The sequence below is a fragment of the bacterium genome, from assembly GCA_035945995.1.
GTDB lineage: Bacteria > Sysuimicrobiota > Sysuimicrobiia > Sysuimicrobiales > Segetimicrobiaceae > DASSJF01.
In genome coordinates, this window is sequence record DASYZR010000088.1 from 26,528 (window position 1) to 46,480 (window position 19,953).

Genomic DNA, 19,953 nt, shown 5'->3' on the forward strand with positions numbered 1-19,953 from the left:
CACGCTTTTTTTCCCTATTGCGGCATATCCTCCTTCGAATTGCGGCGTATCCCCCCGCCGAGATACCGTCCCCCCGCGCGAGGCGCGGGGCAGGCCCGCGCGAGGCGCGGGGAGGAGGCGCCGGCCGTACCACAGTGGAAAAGACCGGCCGTGGCGGCTCACGGCGCGCCGGGCGCCGACCTGCAAGAAGTCCTCGAACGCCTCCTGGCGGTGGCCCGGCCGCTTCCGGCCGAGACTGTGTCGGTCTGGGAGGCGGCGGGCCGGATCGTTGCGACTCGCCTGCGCGCGCCCGTTGCCGTGCCCCGTATCTCCCGCGCCGCGATGGACGGCGTCGTGTGCCACGATGGCGACGTCCGCGGGGCCGCCGAGGGCCGGCCCGTGACGTTGAAAATCACCGGGACATCGGTCATGGGCGAGCCCCCGGGCCCCGGGCCCGCGCGGGGCGAAGCATGGACCATTACTACCGGCGCGCCCATCCCGCGTCGCGGGGACCGCGTGCTCCCGCTCGAGGCCGTCCGCACCGACGGTGCCGCGATCTACGTCGAACGGAGCGTGCCGCGCAAGCGCCATGTCGCCGGCCCCGGCGAGGACATTCAACCCGGCGACGTGCTGGCCTCGCCGGGTGAGCCGATCCCGCCCGCGGCCGCCGGGGCCATGGCGGCATCCGGGGTCGGCGCGGTCTCCGTGCATCGCCGGCCGCACGTCGCGCTCGTCGCGACCGGCAACGAACTGGTGGAGCTCACCGCCGGGGATCCTCCGCCGCCGCCCGGCTGCATTGTCAACAGCAATGCGGTCATGCTCGCCGGCGAACTCGCCGCCGCGGGCTGCGCCGTGGACTACCGGGGCATTCTGCCCGACCGGCCGCGCGAGCTGGCGCGCGCCTTCGCCGCGATGCGGAACCGTTACGACGTCGTGCTGTCCACCGGCGGCGTGTCGGTGGGCCGGCACGATCTCGTGCATCGGACCTGGCTCGACCTGGGCGCCCGGCGGTACGCCGGCCGCGTCGAGTTGAAGCCGGGCGGTCCGTTCTTCGCCGCGCGGGCGGGACGCACGTGGGCGATCGGCCTCTCGGGCACGCCGGTCGCGTGCCTGGCCGCGTTCCACCTGCTCGTCCGGCCGGTGCTGCGGCGGCTGGCCGGCGCGCGCTTCGCCGTCCGGCCGGTTGAGCTGCTGGCCCTCGACGGCGGATGGCCGCTGGCGACCGACCGGTTCCGCGCGGTATGGGGACGCCTCGACGCGGAGCGCGGCGGGCGGACGGTCCACGCGTTGACGAATTCCTCCCTCGGCCGTCTCACGCTGCTGACCGCGGCCGACGCGCTCGTGCTGTTGCCCGCGGGAACGCCGCCGCTTGCCCCCGGATCGCCCGTCGCAGTTCTCCGCCTGGACCGCCCGGAGGACCGCGAATCCCTGCGCCTTCCCGCCTCGACGCCGGGCCCGCTCGTCATCGGCGTGCTGGGCGCGTCCGGCAGCGGCAAGACGGCGGTCGTCGCCGGGCTCATTACACGTTTCACGGCACGCGGCCTTCGGGTGAACGCGGTGAAGCACGCCGCGCACGGCTTCCAGATCGACCGCCCGCAGAGCGACAGCGCGCGCATGCTGGACGCGGGCGCGGCGCGCGTCGTGCTGGCCGGCCCATCCGAAACCACGGTGCGGATCGCGGGCGAGATGGCGTTGTCATCGTTGCTCCGAGGCCCGGCCCGTGGCGGCGGACCCGCCGCGCCGGACCTCGTCCTTGTTGAAGGCTTCGGGGCGGCGGGCCATCCCGTGATCCAGGTGGGATCGCCCAAGCCGGACGCGGATTCCGGCGAGCCGTGGATGACGATTCCCGCCGTCACCGCGTTGTCCGATGCCGCACTCGAAACGACGCTTGATCGCATCGCCGCCAGGATCGTGACGCTGCTCCCTCGGGTGCCCGCGCGCGGCTGACCGGCCGGTGTTGACTCCGGCAGTATAATAGGTAGGCGTGATTCCCGGATGGAGGTGGACGCATGACCCGGAAGGCGGTACGTGGGCGGAAATCGACGGCACGGGCGAAGACACGGACGGCCGCCCGGACGACAACCCGGACCGGCCGCAAGACGGCCAGCGCCCGCGCGTCCAAGCCCGCGACCCGCCTGCCCCGCCCGCCCCGCGTCAGCCGGGGCGACAGCCGGGGGACGTCCGCCAAGCCCGGGACACCGGTGACCCCCCGCAACGGTCAGGTCCTCGAGACCGAGGCGACGCATGAGCCGGTCCAGACCGCACAGCACGAGGACGACGAGGATTTGGACTGGCTCGGCGAGGACGAAGACCCCCGCAGTCAGATCGTCGAGGATGACGACGAGTGGGAGCCCCAGGGCGACGACGAGTGGTAACCGCTAGGGGCACGGGACCCTCCCGCACTCAGATGTGAACGGCCTGCGCGAGCAGATCGCGGCCTGCACCCGGCTTCTCGCCGACCTGGGAATCCTCGACTACAGCGGCCACGTCAGCGCGCGGCTGCCGGGACGCGACGCCTTCCTGATTCAGCCGTTCGACCAACGCCGCGCCGGGCTCGACCCCGACGACCTGTTGACGTGCGATTTCGACGGCGCCGTGCTCGCGGGCCCGGTCCGACGCGGCACGGCGGAAATCCGGCCGCCGGCGGAAGTGTATCTGCACGGTGAGATCCTGCGGGCCCGCCCGGACGTCCACGCGGTGGCGCACCTGCACGACGAGTTGAGCACCGTGTTCACGCTCGTAGAGGGTGTCGCCCTGACGGCGGTCAAGAACCACGCCGCGCGCTGGGCGGACGGCATCCCGATCCACCCCGATCCCGGGCACGTCGGCGACTCCGCGCGGGGACGCGCGGTGGCCGCGACGCTCGCGGACCATCACGCCCTGCTGATCCGCGCCCACGGCCAGGTGGTCGTGGCCGAGAGCGTACCGGCCGTCTTCGCCGACGCCGTGCACTTCGTCGAGAACGCCGCGGCGATGTATCGGGCCGCCCTCCTCGGGCGCGTGCTGCCGCTGCGCGCGGAGGAGATCAGGGACTTCCTGCGGGAGTTCGACCGTCCCCGCCACGTCGCCAAGTTGTGGCGCGACTACACCGGCCGCGGCCGGGCGCGCGGCGTGCTGCCGTCGGCCTGGAGACTCGAGGAGGACGGAGGCGCGGGACGCCGGCGGGCTACATCCCGCCCGCGGCGGTCGCGGCAATCCACCGGAAGAACCGGGTCTGCACCCACTTGACCGCCAGCACGTTGGCGATGCCGAAGAGCGAGGAAACCATGATCACCGCCAGCAGCCGGCCGGTTTCGAACGCGGACCCGAAGTGGAGCAGCAGGAAGCCGAGTCCGACGAAACTGACCTCCATCTCGCTGACGATCATGCCGATGATTGCGAGACCGGCCGAGATCCGGACGCCGGTCAGAATGTACGGCACGGCGGCGGGAAGGCTGATGCAGCGCACGATCTGCGCCTCCGACAACCCGAACGCCATGCCGACCTCCACGTAACCGCGGTTCACGTTCTTGATGCCGGCGAGGGTGTTGAGCAGCACGGGCCACAGCGTGACCAGGAAGATGAACAGGAGCCGCGCCTTGATGCTGATGCCCACCCAGATGACGAGTAGCGGGATCACGACGACCAGCGGGGTGGCGTTGAAGAAGTTGACGTACGGCGCGAGGACCGTCTCCACCGCCGCGTACCGGCCCATCAGCACCCCCAGCCCGATGCCGACGGTCAGGCCCGCGCACAGGCCCATCAACATCTCCTGAAGCGACTGCACCAGCGCCAGCTGCAGCGCCCCCCAACGGACGAGCCAGTAAAGATCCTGGGCGACCTCGGACGGCGTCGAGACGAGGATGGGGTTCAGGAACAACCCCGACAGCTGCCAGATCCCCAGCACGGCGAGGACGGCGAGGGCGGGCACGGTGTTGCGCGGAACGCGGCCCCCTCCCCGTGGGACGCCGGCGTCCCGCGCGGCGGCCCGAACGCTCACACCATCACCCCGCGGAGGACGTGGAGACGCTCGATGATGGACTCGCGGAGCGCGATGGCGCGGGGATCGGCCCGGACGTTGAACTCCCAGCGCGGATGGGGCATCCCGACGTCCAGCACCTCGGTCAGCCGGCCGGGCCCCGTCTGCATGAGCGCGATCCGGTCGGAGAGGAAGATCGCCTCGTCCACGTCATGGGTGACGAACACCACCGTCATCCCGAGCCGCCGCCACAACTTGGCGATCTCGATTTGGAGGACCTCCCGGGTAAAGTTGTCGAGGTGGCCGAAGGGCTCGTCCATCAGCAGCACCTTGGGCCGGATCGCGAGCGCGCGAGCCACGCCGACGCGCTGCTGCATGCCGCCGGACAGCGTGTACGGCGGGGCGCCGGCGACGGGCCGCAGTCCGACGAGCTCGAGGGTCTCGAGCGCCCGGCGCCGCCGCTCCTCGGGGCCGACCGCGCGCGCCACGAGGCCGATCTCCACGTTCTCCACGACCGAGCGCCACGGCAGCAGGTTGATGTCCTGAAAGACAAAGGCCATCTCCCGGGAGACGCCCTCCAGGCGCCGGCCGTCGAACACCACCTCTCCCCGCGACGGCGGGGTGATGCCGTCGATGATGCGTAGAAGGGTCGTCTTGCCGCAGCCGCTCGGCCCGACCAGGCTGAGGAATTCCCCCTCGCGGACCTCGAGGCTCACGTCCGCGAGCGCCCGCACCGCGCCGTGCACGCCGACATAATCCTTGTACACGTTCCGGACCTCGATCACGATCCCGCTCACCGGCGCTTCACCTCCGTCCCGCCGAGGTCGCGGCGATCCAGGGGAAGAGCCGGGCCTGGGTGCGCCGGAGCAGCCAGAACGCGAGCATCACCAGGGCGGTGCTCGACACGATGGCCGCGATCAGGTGACCGGTCTGAAAGTACGAGCCGTAGTTCTCGGTGAGACCTCCGAGCCCGGCCTCGCCGATTTCCTGCCCGGAGAGAATCATGCCGACGCCGGCCTGGGCCAGCGCCAGTCGGGCGCCGGCGAGAATGTAGGGCACCGCGGCCGGCAGGAAGATCTGCCGCGTGGCCTCAAACGGGCTGAGCCCGAAGGCCGCGCCGACCTCGGCGTACTGCCGGCTCACGTTCCGCACACCGCTCAGGGTGTTGATGAGCATGGTCCACAGCGAGATCACCACGATGAACGAGATGCGCGCCCAAAAGCCGATGCCGAACCAGATCTCCATGAGCGGCAGCAGCGCGATGGTCGGCGTGGCGTTGAAGAAATTGACGAACGGATCGAGGGTGCGCTCGAGCAGGTTGATCCGGCCCATCAGCACGCCGAGCGTGATCCCGAGCGTCGCCGCCACGCTGAACCCGAGGGCCATCTCGAAGGCGCTCTGGAGGAACGCCCGCGGCAGCGTGCCGGCGGCGACGAGTCCCACGAAGTCGCGCGCGACGATCGACGGCGTGGAGATGAAAATCCGGTTCAAGAACAGCCCGGACGCCTGCCACGCCGCGAACACGGCGAGGAGCGACCCGAACCGGAGCATCTCGTCCGGGCGCCATCCCGCCGCCCGCGCGCGGCGGCGGGCGGGGGCGGCCAGCACGCCGGTTGACGTCTCGCTCACCGCGGCGAACGGCTCCTAGGGTTGTCGGCGGTCCCGCGGACCGTCAATAGGCGCTCTCGTGGCTCTTGAACTGCTTGACGGCGGCGCTCCAGGGCGCCACGACCGCCCACTGCAGAAGCGGCCGGTCGCCCTCCCCTTTGATCTGGCCCTTCTTCATCGCGAAATCGTAGTTGAGCTTCAGCGTCGGCAGCGCCATGCCGCTGCCGTCGTCCGGCCACGGCTTGGCCTTTGCGAGGGAATCGTAGGCTCCCCCGGCCACTTCCTCGCTGTTGGAGTGCTTCGTGTAGTCCTGGGCGTACCGGACCCACGCCGCCCGGTCGGTGTCGAAGACTTTGGCCGCGCTCAGCCAGGCGAGGTCCAGCGCTTCCGCCGTCCCCGGATTCGCCTTGAGCCATGCCGGCGTGGCGCAAAAATAGCTGTCCGCGTACCAGGGCGCGATGTCCGCGGTCGCGCCGAGCACGTTGAAGTGGCCGGTCTTGTTGAGCTTCAGCAGGCCGTCCGCGTGAATGAACGCCGCGTCGACCCGGCCGAGCAGCATCTGGTTCACGGAGGCGCTGCTGGATCCCGTCAGGTCGATGCGGACGTCGGGGCGGGTCAGGTGAACCTGGGCGAGCGCGTTGTCGAGCAGGAAGTTGTCGGTCGAAGCGTCGGTGGCGATCGCGATCAGGTGACCCTTCAGTTGCCCGAGGCTCGACAAGGTCTTGGAGACCATCACGTAGTCGACGTGCACCTGGTTGTTGCCGAAGATGTCCAGGCCGGCGTTCAGGCAGGTGGGCATCGGCCCGGCCGTCGCGTTGAGCTGGCCGCTCACGACCGCCAGCTCCGTCGTGTTGCTGTTGCCGAGCTGAAGATCGGCGTTGGCGCCCCACTGCTTCAACTTCTGCACAGCAATGTAGACGACGGTGTCGGCGAGGTGGGTATCGCCCGCGGCGTTGCCCATGTGCACCGTAAGCCCGCGCAGGGCAGGCGTACCGTCGGCGTTGAACACGAGCGCGGCGGGCGACGAGACCCCCGCGGCGCCGGCGCCAGTTCCCGCCGCGGCCAGCGCCAGCGCGCACACGGCGGCGGCGGCGAACAGCCCCGTCCTGATTCTCGCTGTTGCGGATCTTCTCATCGGCGTCCACCCCCTGGAGAAGGTTCCGCCGGCGCCGGGCTCTCCGGCTTTCGAGCCCGTGCCGGGCCGGGCTTCCGATCCATGAACGAGGCCGGTTCGGAGGAGGTTCGATCCGGACGCGGCACACCCTTCGTGGCGCGGCGCGCGCCGGACGGGACGGGCCCGAGTCCCCGACCCAACGGACTTCAGGCTCGCGATTTGAAGGCGGCGGCGTGTTGCCGGAATCGCGGCATGACCGCCGTGGCCAGCAGTTCCATCGAGCGGCGCCACAACTCCGGCTGATCCCAATCGTGCCCGGTCACGAGCAGCGCGCCGAAGTGACCGATCTCGTCTCGGAGCGCCACCAGTTGGTCCAGGACGCGGTCCGGACTGCCGGCGATGACCTGCGCGCGCTTGATCCCGTCCACCGTGACGGCACCGTCCGGCATCTCCAGGTCCGGCTTGATCATGAACAGGGCCTTTCGGCCGACCCCGAAACTGTGGCGGAAGAACTCGTAGTAGTACGACAGCCCGTTGTCCGGATCGGTCAGATACGCCTCCGCCGCCGCGTTCGTGTCGGTGACGAGCACGCACCGGGCGACACGCCAGACGCAGGGGTCCGGCCGCCGGCCGGCCTGCTCGCAGCCTTCAGCATAGCGTTCCCAGTGGCTCCGCAGATACCGGCGGTTAAAGAAGTTGCCGGAGATCGGAATCCATCCCCGCTCCCCCGCGGCCCGCGCACTGGCCGAGTTGGGCGTCACGATGGAGAGGGCGATCGGCGGGTGGGGCCGCTGATAGGGCCGCAGCGCCCATCCGACCTTGAACTCCGGCCAAATCCCCTCCCGCAGGGCGATCGTCCACGCGTCGCCGCGGAGGTCGTAGGGCGGATCCTGCGTCCACAGCCTCAGAATCATCTCGACGGCTTCCGTCAGCATGCGCGTGCGGGCCTCGGCATCTGTGACGCCGAAGGCCTCCAGGTCGCTCACGAGCCCGCCCGAACCGACGCCCATGATGAACCGTCCGCGGCACAGATGATCGAACTGCGCGGCCCGCGCCGCCGCGCTGAGCGGATGCGTCTGGGGCAGGTTCAGGACACCGGTGCCGAACCGAATGGCGGGTGCCCGCTCGAGCACCGTCGCGAAGAACATCAGCGGATCGCTGATGCACTCCGTCCACGACGTGAAGTGCTCGCCGACGAAGACCTCGGTGAACCCGAGCCGGTCGGCCAGCACGACGGCCTCACGGTCTTCCTCGAGGACCGCGGCGTAGTTCCGGCTCGGATGGTGAAACGGCATCATGAACAGACCGAGCTCGACGTTCACGGCACCCTCCGCGACGGCCACGCGGTCCTAGTTTACAACGAGGACGGGATTCCCTCCGGCCGCCGCATCCGGCCGATCATCCTTCGCGCTCGACGGCCTGCCGGAGCCGCGCAAAGTCGTCCGGCGTGTCCACGTCCCACGCCTCGTCCGGCGCCAGCACCACCTCGGCCGCGCGATCCGGCCGCCCCGCGGCGAGGCCCCGCGCCCCGGTATCCCCGGTGAGCGCCGCCGCCTCCGCGAACAACGGGCGCGCGATCAGTGCCGGGACACCGGCGACGTCGCCGTACCGCGACAGGATCATGTCCTTCCCGGTCGCGCGGCGGGCCGCGATCAGACGGTCGATCGCGGGCGCGCCGACGCGGGGCTGATCGCCGAGCAACACGACGGCGGCCTCGCAGTCCGGAGGAAGCGCCGCGATCCCGGCCGCGAGCGACGTCCCCATCCCGTCGGCGTAGCGTGGGTTGTGCACGACCGCCGCGCCGAGGGATTCCGCTTCACGCCGCACGGCGTCGGCCCGCGCGCCCGTCACAACGAAGACGGCGTCGCATTGAGACGCCCGCGCCGCGGCGATCACGTGCGCGAGCAGCGTCCGGCCGGCGAGGGACAGCAAAACCTTGGGCCGGCCCATGCGTGTGGATTGTCCCGCCGCAAGGACGATCGCCGCGATCACGTTACGCCCGGAACGCGCCGGCCCACGCCGCGGGCCCGTACGGGCTCACGCCGTAGGCGCGTGGATGGGACCGCCGCGTTCCCGCAGGGACGCGATCTGCCGTGCGTTCCGCAGTGCGAGAATCTCCGCGAGAATGCTGAGGGCGATTTCCTCGGGCGACTCCGCGCCGAGGTCCACCCCGACCGGGCCGAAGAGCCGCGCGCGCTTCGCCTCGTCGACCGTCACTCCCTCGCGGGCGAGGTCGGCGAGCAGCCGGTCGGTCCGCGCCCGCGGTCCGAGCAGGCCGATGTACCGGGCCGGGGTCTCGAGCAGCCCGCGCAGCAGTGTCCGGTCGTGGAGAAAGTTGTGCGTCATCACGACGACGAACGTGTCGCGGTCGATGCGGACCTTGCGGGGCACGTCCGCGTCGTCGGCCAGCACGACTTCGTCCGCGCCCGGAAAGCGCGCGCGCGTCGCATAGGCCGGCCGGCTGTCGGCCACCATCACCCACCAGCCGAGTTCGTGCGCGAGCCGAACGACCGGGATCACGTCGTGCCCGGCGCCGCAGATCAGGAGCGGGAGCGGCGGCACCAGGACTTCCACAAACACGTCGGCGGACCCGCGGGGACCCTCGAGCGTGACCACGGCCGACTTGTGTGCGTCGAGCTGCGTCCGCGCCGCGGTCACGGCGCGCGCGTCGAGGGCCGGATCGCCGAGGGAGCCCTCGGGCGCGCCGTCCTCCGCGAGGTAGAGCCGGGCCCCGGGAGTCAGGCCGTCCGGTCCGGCGATCAACGTCGCGAGCACGAGCGTCTGGCGCTCGTCGATCGCCCGGCGCAGGCGCGCCAGCAGATCGCCCGGCACCGGCTCGATCAACACGTCGATGGCGCCGTTGCAACCCAGTCCGAGCCCCCACACCGCGTCGTCGTCCGACGTGAGATCGTACTGCGCGAGGCGGGTGCGGCCGGTCGCGAGGACGTCCCGCGCGATCTCGGCGATGTCGCCCTCCAGGCAGCCGCCGCTGACCGACCCGACGGTGCCGCCGTCCGCGCGAATCAGCAGCCGCGCGCCCTCCCGGCGGTACGTGGACCCGCGCACGCGGATGACGGTGCCGAGCGCGGCCCGCTCTCCGCGGGCCTGCGCCTCGGCCAGCGCATCGAGGATGTCCCGCAACTCCCTCATGCCACCCCTCCTCGCGCTATCTCGCGCTGGCGGGCGCGCGCGCCGGCGCCCGCCGGACCCCCCGCGCGCCACGGGGCCGGCGGAGGTGCCGTTCCAGCACGCGCAGGCTGGCGAGATTGTGGGCCGAGGCGAAGACGTCCACGAACGGCAGCGCGGCCGCCATCCCCTGAGTCACCGGCTCGTACCCGGGGCTGCCAAGCAGCGGGTTGAGCCAGATGACCTTGCCCGCCCGCGCCCGCAGCACGCGCATCGCCGACACCAGGACGTCGAGATCACCGGTGTCCCAGCCGTCGCTCGCCACCACGACGATCGTCCGGCCGTCTACCAGCGATCCGTACTGCTCGTTGAAGGTCCTTAGCGACGCGCCGATCTTCGTTCCGCCCGACCAGTCCGGCACGTAGCGCGACGCCTCCGCGAGCGCCCGGCGGATGTCGCGGTGCGCGAGTGCGTCGGTCACCCGCGTCAGCGACGTGCTGAAGAGGAACGACTCGACGCGCCCCACCACGCCCTGCAGCGCGTAGACGAACTGCACCAGGAACCGGCTGTAGACGTCCATCGAGCCGCTGACGTCGCAGAGCAGCACGATCCGGACCTTGCGGATCTTCCGGCGGCGCCAGACCAGCGCGGCGGCGTCCCCGCCGTACTGCAGGCTGCGCCGCATGGTGCGGCGGAGGTCGACGAGCTCGCCGCGACGCGCGGCGCGCATCCGCCGGGAGAGCCGCATCGCGATGCGGCGGGCGATGCGCATGATGAGCTCGGTGATGGCCTCGAGGTCGTCCGCGGCGAACGCGCTGAAGTCCTTGGCGGCGCGGAGCTCGGCGGGGCTGTACGCGGGCACGGAGCGCTCGTCCTCGGACGGACTGCCTTCCTCCGCCCAATCGGTGATCGCGACGTCGCCGCGCGCGGCCTCCGGCGCGGCGCCGGCGGCGTCGGTCTCGGCCGCGTCCTCGTCCGGTGAGGGCATCACCGGCCCGAACGCCGGGGCCTGCCAGAAGCGCTCGAATTCCTCATCGAACGCCGGCAGGTCTTCCGCGCGCGAGCAGAGCACGGTGCGCAGCGCGAGACGCACCGCGTCGCGGTCCGCGACGTCGATCGTCTCGAGTGAGGCGAGCGCGAGGCCGATCTCGGCCGGGCCGACGAGCAGGCCCCGGCCGCGCAGCCGCCGCCCGAAGAGCGTCAGGTTTGCTGCGAGGCTGCCGGGGCGCGCCCAGCGCAGCGGGGGATCAGCGCTGGGGAAGCTGGGCTGCCAGCGAGGTGGTTCGCTCGGGCGTCCATCCATCGCCGCTCGCCTCCGCCGTCTCCACCGCGTCGAGGATCGGACGCAGATACTGCGTCCGTACGCGGACGAGGTCCTCCTGATCCTTGCATAGGCAGCCGAGCGTTTCCGTGATCGCCTGCGGGTCGAGGTGATCGCGGTGGAGCGCCATCAGGGCGGCGCTCCAGTCGAGCGTCTCGGCGACGCCCGGCACCTTGTCCAGCGGCGCATGGCGCACCAGCTGCATGAAGCCGCAGATCTGGCGGGCCAGCCGCTCATCGATGCCCGGCACCCGCTCATGCACGATGCGCAGCTCCTTGTCGAAGTTCGGGTAGTCCATCCAGAGGTACAGGCAGCGCCGGCGGAGAGCGTCGCTCAGCTCCCGGGTCCGGTTGCTGGTCAAGACGACGTACGGCACCTGCCGCGCGCGAATGGTGCCGATCTCCGGAATGCTGACCTGGAAGTCCGAGAGCACCTCGAGCAGGAACGCTTCGAACTCCTCGTCCGCGCGGTCGACCTCGTCGATCAACAAGACGGGAGCGCGATCCGCGGTGATCGCCTGCAGGAGCGGTCGCTTCAGGAGGAACGGCTCGCTGAAGATCAACGACTCCTTTTCCTCGACGGGGCGGCCGGTGGCTTCCTCGAGCTTGATCCGCAGCATCTGCCGCTGGTAGTTCCACTCGTACAGCGCCGTATGGACGTCGAGGCCCTCGTAGCACTGGAGGCGGATGAGCTCCGTCCCGATCGCCTGGGCCATCACCTTGGCCACCTCGGTCTTGCCCACGCCGGCCGCGCCTTCGATCAGGAGCGGCTTGTGGAGCACCACGCTCAGGTGCACCGACGTCGCCAGTTCTCGGTCGGCGATGTAGCCCTGCCGGGCCAGGATCTCGACGATCTGGGGGATGCCCCCGAACCCCTCCGGGTACCGCACCGCTTGTGTCACGCGCGCCCTCCACGACTGTCGGCCGCAAAGTACCGGCTCATGATAGCATAACGTGGCGCGGGCCCCAGGTCGTCCCGCGACCACGCCCGGGCGGCGGCGCGACCGGTCGGGCGCGGGGCTACGGGCGGTAGCGGGAGGCGAAGGCGACGCCTCGTCACCGCCCGCTCCCATCCGCCCGGGACCCGATCCCCGGCTCCGGTGCCGTCCCGATTGTTCGGCAGCGTGCGCGGGCAGATCATCAAGGAGAACGCCATGTGACCGCATAATCGCCGCGGGCGGTGAAGCGCGGCGAGACCCCGACGAGGTGGCCGCGATGGTGACGCAAACCCGGTACGGATTTGGAACCGCCGTGTCGCTGCCCTATTCCGAGGCGGTGGCGCGAACCCGGGACCTCCTGAAGGCGGAAGGCTTCGGCGTCCTGACCGAGATCGACGTGCAGAAGACGCTCAAGGAGAAACTCGGCGCAGACTTCCGAAAGTACGTCATCCTCGGCGCGTGCAATCCGCCGTTGGCGCATCGCGCCCTCCAGGCCGAGCCCGAAATCGGCCTGATCCTACCCTGCAACGTCATCGTCTACGAGGAGGGCGCCGGTTCCGTCGTCTCGGTGTTGGACCCCGTCGCCGCGTTGGGGATCGTCGGCAACGAAGCCCTGCGCCCGATCGCCGAAGACGCCGCGGCGCGGCTCCACCGGGTCATCGACAAACTGAGCGCAGCCTGATCTCGCGGCGCGCAGGGAATGTCTCTCGCCGGCGCGGAACGACACCGGCGGGCACCGGCATTGGACGCGGTGCAGTGCTCACATGACCGTGGTCGTGTACGGCAAACCGGCGTGTTCCCTCTGCGACAAGGCGACGGCCATCCTGGAGCGCCTGCGGCACGAGTTCCCGTTTCGCATCGAGCACGTGGACATCACCGGGGACGCCGAGCTCTTCGCCCGGTACCGCGAGAAGATCCCCGTCGTCGTGCTGGACGGGCGTGAAGTCGCCTGGGGCATCGTCACGACGCCCGCGCTCCGGTCGATCTTGCGGCGCGCCGGCCGGGCCTGACCGCCGCGCCGGCCGGCTAGACGACGCGCACGGCGGGATTCCTGAGCACGCCGATCTCCGTCGCCCCGATTTCGATCACATCGCCGTCCTCGCAGGCGAAGTCGTCGGGCGGGACGATACCGGTGCCCGTCAGCAGCACCGTCATGGCCGGAATGTCGTTCGCGCGGCGCAGATAATCGACGAGATCGGCGATCCGGCGGTGCAGGCGCGAGGTCCCGATCTCCCCCCGGAACGCCTCTCGGCCGCCCCGCAAGATTCGGCACCACAGCGTGAGCCGCGGCTCCCCGGGATCGTCGGTCAGCAGGATGGCGGGGCCGAGGCTGCAGCAGGCCCGGTAGATTTTGGCCTGCGGCAGGTACAATGGATTTTCGCCCTCGATATCCCGGGCGCTCATGTCGTTGCCGAGCGTGTACCCCACGATCGTCCCGTCGCCGTCCAGCACCACCGCCAGCTCCGCCTCCGGGACGGTCCACCGCGAATCGGCGCGGACGCCCACGGGGACGTTCGGCCCGACGCACCGCGAGGCGGTGGCCTTGAAGAACACCTCCGGCCGCTCGGCGTCGTAAACCTTGTCGTAGATCCCGATGGTCGTGGTCTCGGCGAGGCGCGCCTCCCGGCTGCGTTCGTACGTCACGCCGGCCGCCCACACTTCGGGCGGCACGACCGGCGGCAGCAGGTGCGGACGCGCGGGGTCGGGCGCCCGGTCGAGGTCGTCGTACCGGTACGCGGCGCCCCGCGCCGGCAGGCTCCGGACGGCGGCGGCGGCGCGGACGCCCGCCCCGGCCGGGCGCAGCAGCTCGTCGAGCGAGGCGACCGGAGCGCCCGATGCGGCCGCCAGCGGCCGGACATCCGTGCCCTCGCAGACGGCGAGGTTCGCGCCCTGTCCCGGGATCCAGATTCGGGCGAGCCGCATCGGCATCACGCTTCCCGCCAGACGCGGCCGCCCGGAAACTCGTACGCGGTGAGCGACTCGGGGCGCATCGTGATGCTGAATCCCGGGCGGGTCGGCGGCAGATACCGGCCTCCGCGGATCACCACGGGATCGGCGAAGTGCTCGTGCAGATGCGCCACGTATTCCAAAACCCGGCCCTCGAGGGACGCCGAGACCGCGATGTAGTCGAAGAGCGACACGTGCTGCTCGTACTCGCAGAGCCCGACGCCGCCGGCGTGCGGGCAGACGGGAATCCCGAACTTGGCGGCCAGCAGCAGGACGGCGAGCATCTCGTTGACCCCGCCGAGGCGCGCGACGTCGGGCTGACAGAACCGGATCGCGCCGGCCTGGAACAACTGCTTGAACATCACCCGGTTGTGCACGTGTTCTCCCGTCGCCACCCCCACGGGCGCCACGGCGCGGGCCACGGCGGCGTGGCCGAGGATGTCGTCCGGGCTCGTCGGCTCTTCGATCCACAGCGGGCGGAAGCGGGCGAGCGCGGCCATGCGGGCGATCGCCGTCCCGACGTCCCAGGCCTGGTTCGCGTCCATCATCAGCGCCCGGTCGGGACCGATCTCCTCGCGGATCAGCGCGGCGCGGCGGGCGTCGTCTTCGACGCTTACGCCGACTTTCATCTTGACGTGCGTCCATCCCGCCGCCACCGCCTCGCGGCAGAGCCGGCGCACCTTATCGTCCGGGTAGCCGAGCCAGCCGGCCGACGTCGTGTACGCCGGGAACCCGTCGCGCAGCATCTCGGCCTCCCGCGCGCGCCTGGTCGCGGCGTGGCGCCGCAACAGCGCCAGCGCGTCGGCGGGGCTGAGCGCGTCGGTGAGATACCGGAAGTCGATCGCCGCGACGATCTGCTCGGGCGCAAGGTCGCTCAACAACTTCCACAGGGGCTTCTCTTCGCTCTTGGCATAGAGGTCCCAGACCGCGTTCACCAGGGCGGCCGTGGCGAGATGGATCACGCCCTTCTCCGGACCGAGCCAGCGCAACTGGCTGTCGCCGGTGAGCATGCGCCAGAACGCGCCCGGGTCGTCGGCGAACGCGGCCAGCGCCTGCCCGCGGACGAGCGGGGCCAGCGCGTGGACGGCCGCGACGCAGACCTCGTTCCCCCGGCCGATCGTGAAGGTCAGGCCGTGCCCTTCGAGACCCGGGTGGTTGGTCCGGAGCACGACGTACGTCGCCGAGTAGTCGGGGTCGGGGTTCATGGCGTCGGAGCCGTCCAGGTCGCGCGAGGTGGGGAACCGGATGTCGCGGACGATCACGTCCGTGACGGTGGTCGGCATCTCAGCCTCCGTGGTGTCGGACCCGGGCGACGGCCGCGCGCCGGAGCAGGCCCTCGAGACCGTCGGGCGCCCGGCCTTGCGCGAGGCGGGCCTTGATCGGGCGCGGCAACCGCTTGAGACGGCGCTCCACCCGGAGCGCCGCGGAAAGCGTCGGGCACCGCCAGACTCCCACGAGGCGCAGCGGACCGCGTCCCCGGGTATATCGCGCTCCGCGGCCGGCGCGATGCGCCGCCAAGCGCCGGCCGGGATCGGTGGTGTAGCCGGTGTAGTAACTGCGATCACCGCAGCGGAGCAGATACACGTAGTAGCGGCGGAGAGGTTTCAGGCGGGTGGCCATCGCGACGGGGGTTCGCGCCGGTATAGGAATCACCTGCGGGGCCATCGAAGGCAGACGCATCCCTATGAACGCGCGATTCGCGATCGCATGAGCACGCGCTACCTCGGCGCGCGCATCGCCCGCAACGAGGATCCCCGCCTGCTGACCGGACACGGGCTGTTCGTCGACGACGTGCAGATCCATGGGCTCCTGCACGGCGCGGTCCTCCGGAGTCCGCACGCGCACGCGCGCATCCGCCGCCTCGACCTCCGCCGGGCGCGGGCGGCGGCCGGTGTCCTGGCCGTCTACGCCGCCGCGGACCTCGGCGCCCTCAACGGTCCCCTGCCGAAGCTGATCCCTCATCCGGCGCTCGTGCACCACAAGACGCAGTACGCGCTCGCGCCCGACACGGTCCGGTACGCCGGCGAGGCCGTCGCCTTCGCCGTCGCGGAGAGCCGGTACGCCGCCGAGGACGCGCTCGACCTGGTCGATGTCGAGTACGAGCCGCTCCCCGCCGTCGCCGGGCTCGAGGCGGCCGTGGCCCCCGGCACCCCGCGTGTGCACGACGACATGGACTCGAACGTCGGCGCGCGGTACACGCAACGGGTCGGCGACGTGGAAGCGGCGTTCGCGCGGGCGCCGCACCGCTTCACGGAGCGGCTGGTGCTCGACCGCGGCACCGCCTCGCCGATCGAGACGCGGGGCGTCGTCGCGGTCTGGGATCCACGCGCCGGCCATCTCGACGTCTGGGACAGCACCCAGGCCCCGATCCCGATTCGCAACGGGCTGGCGCGGATGCTCGGGCTGTTGCAGGAGTCGGTCCGGGTCGTCGCCCCCGACGTCGGCGGGGGATTCGGGCCCAAGGTCATGATGTTCTATCCGGAAGAGGTCCTGGTGCCGTTCGCCGCGATGCGCCTCGGGCGGCCGGTGAAGTGGATCGAAGACCGGCGCGAGCACTTCGTCGCGACCAACCAGGAGCGCGAGCAGATCCACGACGCGGAGATCGCCGTGGATGCCGACGGCCGCATCCTGGCCGTGCGCACGGTGTTCTTGTACGACGCCGGGGCGTACAACCCGTACGGGCTCATCGTGCCGATCGTCGCGAGCACGACGCTGCCCGGCCCGTACCGGCTGCCGGCCTATCACTGCGAGTTCCAGGCGGTGTTTACGAACAAGACCAGCGTGAGCCCCTACCGCGGCGCCGGACGGCCCCACGGCGTGTTCGTGATGGAACGGCTGCTCGACCGCGTTGCGCGTGAGCTCGGCATCGACCGCGCGGAGGTCCGCCGCCGCAACCTGATCCCGCCCGACGCCTTCCCGTACGACGTCGGGCTCATCTATCAGGACCAGGCGCCGCTGCGCTACGACAGCGGCAACTACCCCGCGGTCCTCGCGCGCGCGCTCGAGATGATCGACTACACGGGATGGCCGGCGCGGCAGGAGGCCCTGCGGGCGGAAGGACGGCACGCCGGGCTCGGCGTCGCCTGCTACGTCGAAGGCACCGGGATCGGACCGTACGAAGGCGCGCGGGTGACGGTCGAGCCGTCCGGACGGGTCGCGGTGGCCACCGGGGTCGGCACCCAGGGCCAGGGACACGCGACGTCCTTCGCGCAGCTCGCCGCCGACGTGCTCGGCGTGGAGCCGCGCAACGTGATCGTGCACACCGGCGACACCGGGTTGTTCGGCTGGGGCACCGGCACGTTCGCGAGCCGCGCGGCGACGGTGGCCGGTAACGCCGTGGCCCTGGCCGCCAAGGCCGTGCGCGAGAAGGCCCAGCTCGTCGCGGCCGGTCTCCTCGAGGCGCCGGCCGCCGAGATCGAACTCGCCGGCGGCGCCGCGTTCGTCCGGGGCGTGCCGGGACGCGCGGTTCCGCTCGGCGACGTGGCGCTGGCGGCCAACCCGCTCCGGTTCGCGATGCCGGCGGAATGGGACGGGCCCGGCCTCGAGGCGATCCGCTACTTCGCGCCGCCGCAGGGGACCTTCGCCGCCGGCGTGCACGCGTGCATCGTGGAGGTCGATCCGGAGACCGGCACGCTCACGTTCCACCGGTACGTCGTCGTCCACGACTGCGGCCGGGTGATCAACCCGGCGATTCTCGAGGGTCAGATCCACGGCGGCGTGGCGCAGGGACTCGGCGGGGCGTTTTGGGAGCAGCTGGTGTACGATGAGCAGGCCCAACCGCTCAGCACCACGTTTATGGATTATCTGCTGCCGACGGCCGCCGACCTGCCGGCGGTGGACGTCGATCATCTCGAGACGCCGTCGCCGCTCAACCCGCTGGGCGTCAAGGGGGCCGGCGAAGCGGGCGTGATCCCCGTGCCCGCGGTGGTGGCGCAGGCGATCGACGACGCACTCGCGCCCCTCGGGGTGCGCGTGACCGCCATGCCGCTCAATCCAAGCCGGCTGTACCATCTCATGACGAACGCCCGGAGGTCCGCATGAAACTCGACGGCACCACGACGCTGCCCGCTCCGGTCGAGACGGTCTGGAAGGCCATCAACGATCCGGAGGTGCTGCGCCGCTGCACGCCGGGGCTCAAAGAGCTCAAAGAGACCGGGCCGGACGCCTACCAAGCCACGATGTCGATCGGCATCGCCGCGGTCAAGGGCACCTACGCCGGCACGCTCCAGATCACCGACAAGCAGCCGCCCGCGCACTGCCGAATTCTGCTCGAAGGCACCGGCGGCGCCGGATTCATGAGAGGGGAAGGGATCGTCGATCTCGAGGCGCAGGGCGGCGCCACGCTGGTCCGATGGACCGGCGACATCCAGATCGGCGGCCTGATCGCCGGCGTCGGCCAGCGCATGCTGGGAGGCGTCGGCAAGATGCTGATCGGGCAGTTCTTCAAATGCCTCGAGCAGCAGTTCGGCGCGCCCTCTCCCGCCGGGGGGGACCGGTGAAGCCGGCCGCGTTCGAGTACTACGCCCCCCGCGCGGTGGACGAGACGGTGGCCCTGTTGGCGGCCCACGGCGACGACGCGAAGGTACTGGCCGGCGGCCAGAGCCTCGTGCCTCTCATGAACATGCGCCTCGCGCGTCCCCGGGTGATCATCGACATCAACCGGGTGCGCGGATTGGACCGCCTCGGCGGCGACGGCGTGCTGCGGCTCGGCGCGCTCGTCCGCCAGCGCGCCGCGGAACGCTCCCCGCTCGTCGCGTCGCGGTGCCCCCTGCTCCGCGACGCCCTCGGGTGGGTCGGCCACCCGCAGATCCGCAACCGGGGCACCATCGGCGGCAGCATCGCGCACGCGGATCCCGCCGCGGAGATCCCGGCGGTCCTCGCCGCCCTCGACGGCGAGGTGACCGTGCGCGGGCCGGAGGGCGCGCGGACCCTCCGGGCGGCCGATCTGTTCGTGACCTACCTGACGACCGCGATCGACGCGCGCGAGCTCCTGATCGAGGTCCGCATCCCCGCCCTGCCCCGCGGCGCGGGATGGTCCTGGATGGAAATCGCGCGGCGCCACGGAGACTTCGCGCTGGCGGGCGTCGGCGTCGTCGTCACCCTCCGCCGCGGCGCCATCGCCGACCCGCGCATCGCGCTGACGGGCGTCGGACCCACCCCGGTCCGCGCCGGGGCGGCGGAGCGCCTGCTCGCGGGACGCGCGCCGTCCGAGCCGCTGTGGCAGGAGGCCGCCGACGCCGTGCGCGCGGCGATCGAGCCCGACGGCGATCTGCACGCCTCCGCCGACTACCGCCGGCACATCGCCGGCGTGCTGACGGTCCGCGCGCTGCGCGAGGCGCTCGGCCGCGTGGGCGGACGCCGCCGCGGTGAGGCGGCGTGATGCCGCCGCGCGACGTCGCGCTCACGATCAACGGCCGCGCGTATCGCGGCCGCGTCGAGCCGCGCCGGACGCTGGCGGACTTCATCCGCGAAGACTGCGGGTTGACGGGCACGCACCTCGGGTGCGAGCATGGCGTGTGCGGGGCGTGTACAATACTGATGGACGGCGACGCGGTCCGATCGTGCCTGCTGTTTGCGGTGCAGGCCGACGGCGCGGACCTCCGGACGGTCGAGGGCCTCGCGGACGGCGATCGCCTGCACCCGATCCAGCAGGCCTTCTGGGAACACCACGGCCTGCAGTGCGGGTTCTGCACGCCGGGGTTCCTGATGACGGCGGTCGCCTTCCTCCGGGAGCATCCGCGTCCGACCGAGCGCGAGATCCGCGAGGGCCTCGCCGGGAACCTGTGCCGCTGCACCGGGTATCAAAATATCGTCAAGGCCGTCGCGGCGGCCGCCGAGGCGCTCGTCTCGACCGCCCCGGAACGGGGCGGCGGCCGGGCGGCCGCAAAGAAGGGCGCGGGCGGACGTCGGCGAACTCCCGAACACCCGCAGCGCCGGCGAACATCAGGGTAGCGCCGGCGGCG

The 19,953-nt window shown here is 71.5% G+C and carries 21 protein-coding genes; 9 read left to right on the forward strand and 12 right to left on the reverse strand.

The genetic code is table 11. The features are described from left to right. The first annotated feature begins 150 nt into the window (after nucleotides 1–150). The 3 genes from mobB (at nucleotide 151) to VGZ23_09315 (ending at nucleotide 3,207) form a co-directional block, all read left to right on the forward strand. Complete coding sequence (gene mobB, locus VGZ23_09305; protein HEV2357789.1) at nucleotides 151–1,926, forward strand: molybdopterin-guanine dinucleotide biosynthesis protein B; 1,776 nt, start codon at nucleotides 151–153, stop codon at nucleotides 1,924–1,926. A gap of 62 nt (nucleotides 1,927–1,988) precedes the next feature. Continuing rightward, nucleotides 1,989–2,354 (forward strand): hypothetical protein, encoded by a 366-nt coding sequence (locus tag VGZ23_09310; protein ID HEV2357790.1) that lies wholly within the window; start codon nucleotides 1,989–1,991, stop codon nucleotides 2,352–2,354. A 34-nt stretch (nucleotides 2,355–2,388) separates the two neighbouring features. Beyond that, a complete protein-coding gene (locus tag VGZ23_09315) occupies nucleotides 2,389–3,207 on the forward strand; it encodes a class II aldolase/adducin family protein (protein ID HEV2357791.1) in 819 nt (272 codons plus the stop codon). On the opposite strand, the gene VGZ23_09320 is transcribed toward VGZ23_09315, so the two are convergent. The 9 genes from VGZ23_09320 to VGZ23_09360 form a co-directional block, all read right to left on the reverse strand. After that, nucleotides 3,146–3,958, reverse strand: coding sequence for an ABC transporter permease (locus tag VGZ23_09320; protein ID HEV2357792.1), 813 nt, complete (start codon nucleotides 3,956–3,958; stop codon nucleotides 3,146–3,148). The genes VGZ23_09315 and VGZ23_09320 overlap by 62 nt on opposite strands. Continuing rightward, nucleotides 3,955–4,734 carry an ABC transporter ATP-binding protein gene (locus VGZ23_09325; protein ID HEV2357793.1) on the reverse strand — a complete coding sequence of 260 codons (780 nt, stop codon included), beginning with the start codon at nucleotides 4,732–4,734 and terminating at the stop codon, nucleotides 3,955–3,957. The genes VGZ23_09320 and VGZ23_09325 overlap by 4 nt, the downstream gene beginning before the upstream one ends. Nucleotides 4,735–4,741: 7 nt before the next feature. Then, nucleotides 4,742–5,566, reverse strand: coding sequence for an ABC transporter permease (locus tag VGZ23_09330; GenBank protein ID HEV2357794.1), 825 nt, complete (start codon nucleotides 5,564–5,566; stop codon nucleotides 4,742–4,744). Between the two features lie 43 nt (nucleotides 5,567–5,609). Beyond that, on the reverse strand, nucleotides 5,610–6,680 hold the full coding sequence (locus VGZ23_09335) for a hypothetical protein (protein HEV2357795.1): 1,071 nt from the start codon (nucleotides 6,678–6,680) through the stop codon (nucleotides 5,610–5,612). A 185-nt stretch (nucleotides 6,681–6,865) separates the two neighbouring features. After that, nucleotides 6,866–7,981 carry an LLM class flavin-dependent oxidoreductase gene (locus VGZ23_09340; GenBank protein HEV2357796.1) on the reverse strand — a complete coding sequence of 372 codons (1,116 nt, stop codon included), beginning with the start codon at nucleotides 7,979–7,981 and terminating at the stop codon, nucleotides 6,866–6,868. A 76-nt stretch (nucleotides 7,982–8,057) separates the two neighbouring features. Continuing rightward, a complete protein-coding gene (locus tag VGZ23_09345) occupies nucleotides 8,058–8,651 on the reverse strand; it encodes a nucleotidyltransferase family protein (GenBank protein ID HEV2357797.1) in 594 nt (197 codons plus the stop codon). 45 nt (nucleotides 8,652–8,696) lie between these two features. Further along, entirely contained in the window at nucleotides 8,697–9,809 is a 1,113-nt protein-coding gene (locus tag VGZ23_09350) for an XdhC family protein (GenBank protein HEV2357798.1), read from the reverse strand. Nucleotides 9,810–9,825: 16 nt separating this feature from the next. Next, the gene (locus tag VGZ23_09355; protein HEV2357799.1) at nucleotides 9,826–11,088 is read right to left on the reverse strand and encodes a VWA domain-containing protein; all 1,263 of its coding nucleotides are present in this window, start codon (nucleotides 11,086–11,088) and stop codon (nucleotides 9,826–9,828) included. After that, nucleotides 11,033–12,007, reverse strand: a complete 975-nt coding sequence (locus tag VGZ23_09360; protein HEV2357800.1) for a MoxR family ATPase — start codon at nucleotides 12,005–12,007, stop codon at nucleotides 11,033–11,035. The genes VGZ23_09355 and VGZ23_09360 overlap by 56 nt, the downstream gene beginning before the upstream one ends. Before the next feature lie 313 nt (nucleotides 12,008–12,320). Here VGZ23_09360 and VGZ23_09365 point away from each other — a divergent pair, with 313 nt between their 5' ends. Both VGZ23_09365 and VGZ23_09370 read left to right on the forward strand, forming a co-directional pair. Further along, the gene (locus tag VGZ23_09365; GenBank protein ID HEV2357801.1) at nucleotides 12,321–12,725 is read left to right on the forward strand and encodes a DUF302 domain-containing protein; all 405 of its coding nucleotides are present in this window, start codon (nucleotides 12,321–12,323) and stop codon (nucleotides 12,723–12,725) included. 82 nt (nucleotides 12,726–12,807) lie between these two features. After that, nucleotides 12,808–13,053, forward strand: a complete 246-nt coding sequence (locus tag VGZ23_09370; protein ID HEV2357802.1) for a glutaredoxin family protein — start codon at nucleotides 12,808–12,810, stop codon at nucleotides 13,051–13,053. Nucleotides 13,054–13,069: 16 nt separating this feature from the next. Here the strand turns inward: VGZ23_09370 and VGZ23_09375 are convergent, their stop codons facing one another. From VGZ23_09375 to VGZ23_09385, 3 genes are read right to left on the reverse strand one after another with little or no spacing between them, the layout of a single operon-like run. Then, nucleotides 13,070–13,972 (reverse strand): fumarylacetoacetate hydrolase family protein, encoded by a 903-nt coding sequence (locus tag VGZ23_09375; GenBank protein HEV2357803.1) that lies wholly within the window; start codon nucleotides 13,970–13,972, stop codon nucleotides 13,070–13,072. Further along, complete coding sequence (locus VGZ23_09380; protein HEV2357804.1) at nucleotides 13,972–15,273, reverse strand: enolase C-terminal domain-like protein; 1,302 nt, start codon at nucleotides 15,271–15,273, stop codon at nucleotides 13,972–13,974. Before VGZ23_09380 ends, VGZ23_09375 begins: the two co-directional genes overlap by 1 nt. Nucleotide 15,274: 1 nt before the next feature. Then, nucleotides 15,275–15,655, reverse strand: a complete 381-nt coding sequence (locus VGZ23_09385) for a GIY-YIG nuclease family protein (protein ID HEV2357805.1) — start codon at nucleotides 15,653–15,655, stop codon at nucleotides 15,275–15,277. Between the two features lie 42 nt (nucleotides 15,656–15,697). Here VGZ23_09385 and cutA point away from each other — a divergent pair, with 42 nt between their 5' ends. From cutA to VGZ23_09405, 4 genes are read left to right on the forward strand one after another with little or no spacing between them, the layout of a single operon-like run. Further along, nucleotides 15,698–18,031: an aerobic carbon-monoxide dehydrogenase large subunit gene (cutA, locus tag VGZ23_09390; protein ID HEV2357806.1), complete on the forward strand. Its 2,334-nt coding sequence runs from the start codon at nucleotides 15,698–15,700 to the stop codon at nucleotides 18,029–18,031. Beyond that, nucleotides 18,028–18,489: a carbon monoxide dehydrogenase subunit G gene (locus tag VGZ23_09395; GenBank protein HEV2357807.1), complete on the forward strand. Its 462-nt coding sequence runs from the start codon at nucleotides 18,028–18,030 to the stop codon at nucleotides 18,487–18,489. The genes cutA and VGZ23_09395 overlap by 4 nt, the downstream gene beginning before the upstream one ends. Further along, complete coding sequence (locus VGZ23_09400; protein HEV2357808.1) at nucleotides 18,486–19,370, forward strand: xanthine dehydrogenase family protein subunit M; 885 nt, start codon at nucleotides 18,486–18,488, stop codon at nucleotides 19,368–19,370. Before VGZ23_09395 ends, VGZ23_09400 begins: the two co-directional genes overlap by 4 nt. Next, the gene (locus VGZ23_09405; protein ID HEV2357809.1) at nucleotides 19,370–19,942 is read left to right on the forward strand and encodes a (2Fe-2S)-binding protein; all 573 of its coding nucleotides are present in this window, start codon (nucleotides 19,370–19,372) and stop codon (nucleotides 19,940–19,942) included. The genes VGZ23_09400 and VGZ23_09405 overlap by 1 nt, the downstream gene beginning before the upstream one ends. The last annotated feature ends 11 nt before the right edge of the window (nucleotides 19,943–19,953 follow it).

Excerpts from the sequence above, each read along its gene's own strand:
- cutA (HEV2357806.1), top strand. The coding sequence starts at position 15,698 with ATGAGCACGCGCTACCTCGGCGCGCGCATCGCCCGCAACGAGGATCCC.
- VGZ23_09355 (HEV2357799.1), bottom strand. The coding sequence starts at position 11,088 with ATGGATGGACGCCCGAGCGAACCACCTCGCTGGCAGCCCAGCTTCCCC.
- VGZ23_09350 (HEV2357798.1), bottom strand. The coding sequence starts at position 9,809 with ATGAGGGAGTTGCGGGACATCCTCGATGCGCTGGCCGAGGCGCAGGCC.
- VGZ23_09385 (HEV2357805.1), bottom strand. The coding sequence starts at position 15,655 with ATGGCCCCGCAGGTGATTCCTATACCGGCGCGAACCCCCGTCGCGATG.
- VGZ23_09365 (HEV2357801.1), top strand. The coding sequence starts at position 12,321 with ATGGTGACGCAAACCCGGTACGGATTTGGAACCGCCGTGTCGCTGCCC.
- VGZ23_09370 (HEV2357802.1), top strand. The coding sequence starts at position 12,808 with ATGACCGTGGTCGTGTACGGCAAACCGGCGTGTTCCCTCTGCGACAAG.
- VGZ23_09375 (HEV2357803.1), bottom strand. The coding sequence starts at position 13,972 with ATGCCGATGCGGCTCGCCCGAATCTGGATCCCGGGACAGGGCGCGAAC.
- VGZ23_09380 (HEV2357804.1), bottom strand. The coding sequence starts at position 15,273 with ATGCCGACCACCGTCACGGACGTGATCGTCCGCGACATCCGGTTCCCC.
- VGZ23_09405 (HEV2357809.1), top strand. The coding sequence starts at position 19,370 with ATGCCGCCGCGCGACGTCGCGCTCACGATCAACGGCCGCGCGTATCGC.
- VGZ23_09395 (HEV2357807.1), top strand. The coding sequence starts at position 18,028 with ATGAAACTCGACGGCACCACGACGCTGCCCGCTCCGGTCGAGACGGTC.
- VGZ23_09335 (HEV2357795.1), bottom strand. The coding sequence starts at position 6,680 with ATGAGAAGATCCGCAACAGCGAGAATCAGGACGGGGCTGTTCGCCGCC.
- VGZ23_09310 (HEV2357790.1), top strand. The coding sequence starts at position 1,989 with ATGACCCGGAAGGCGGTACGTGGGCGGAAATCGACGGCACGGGCGAAG.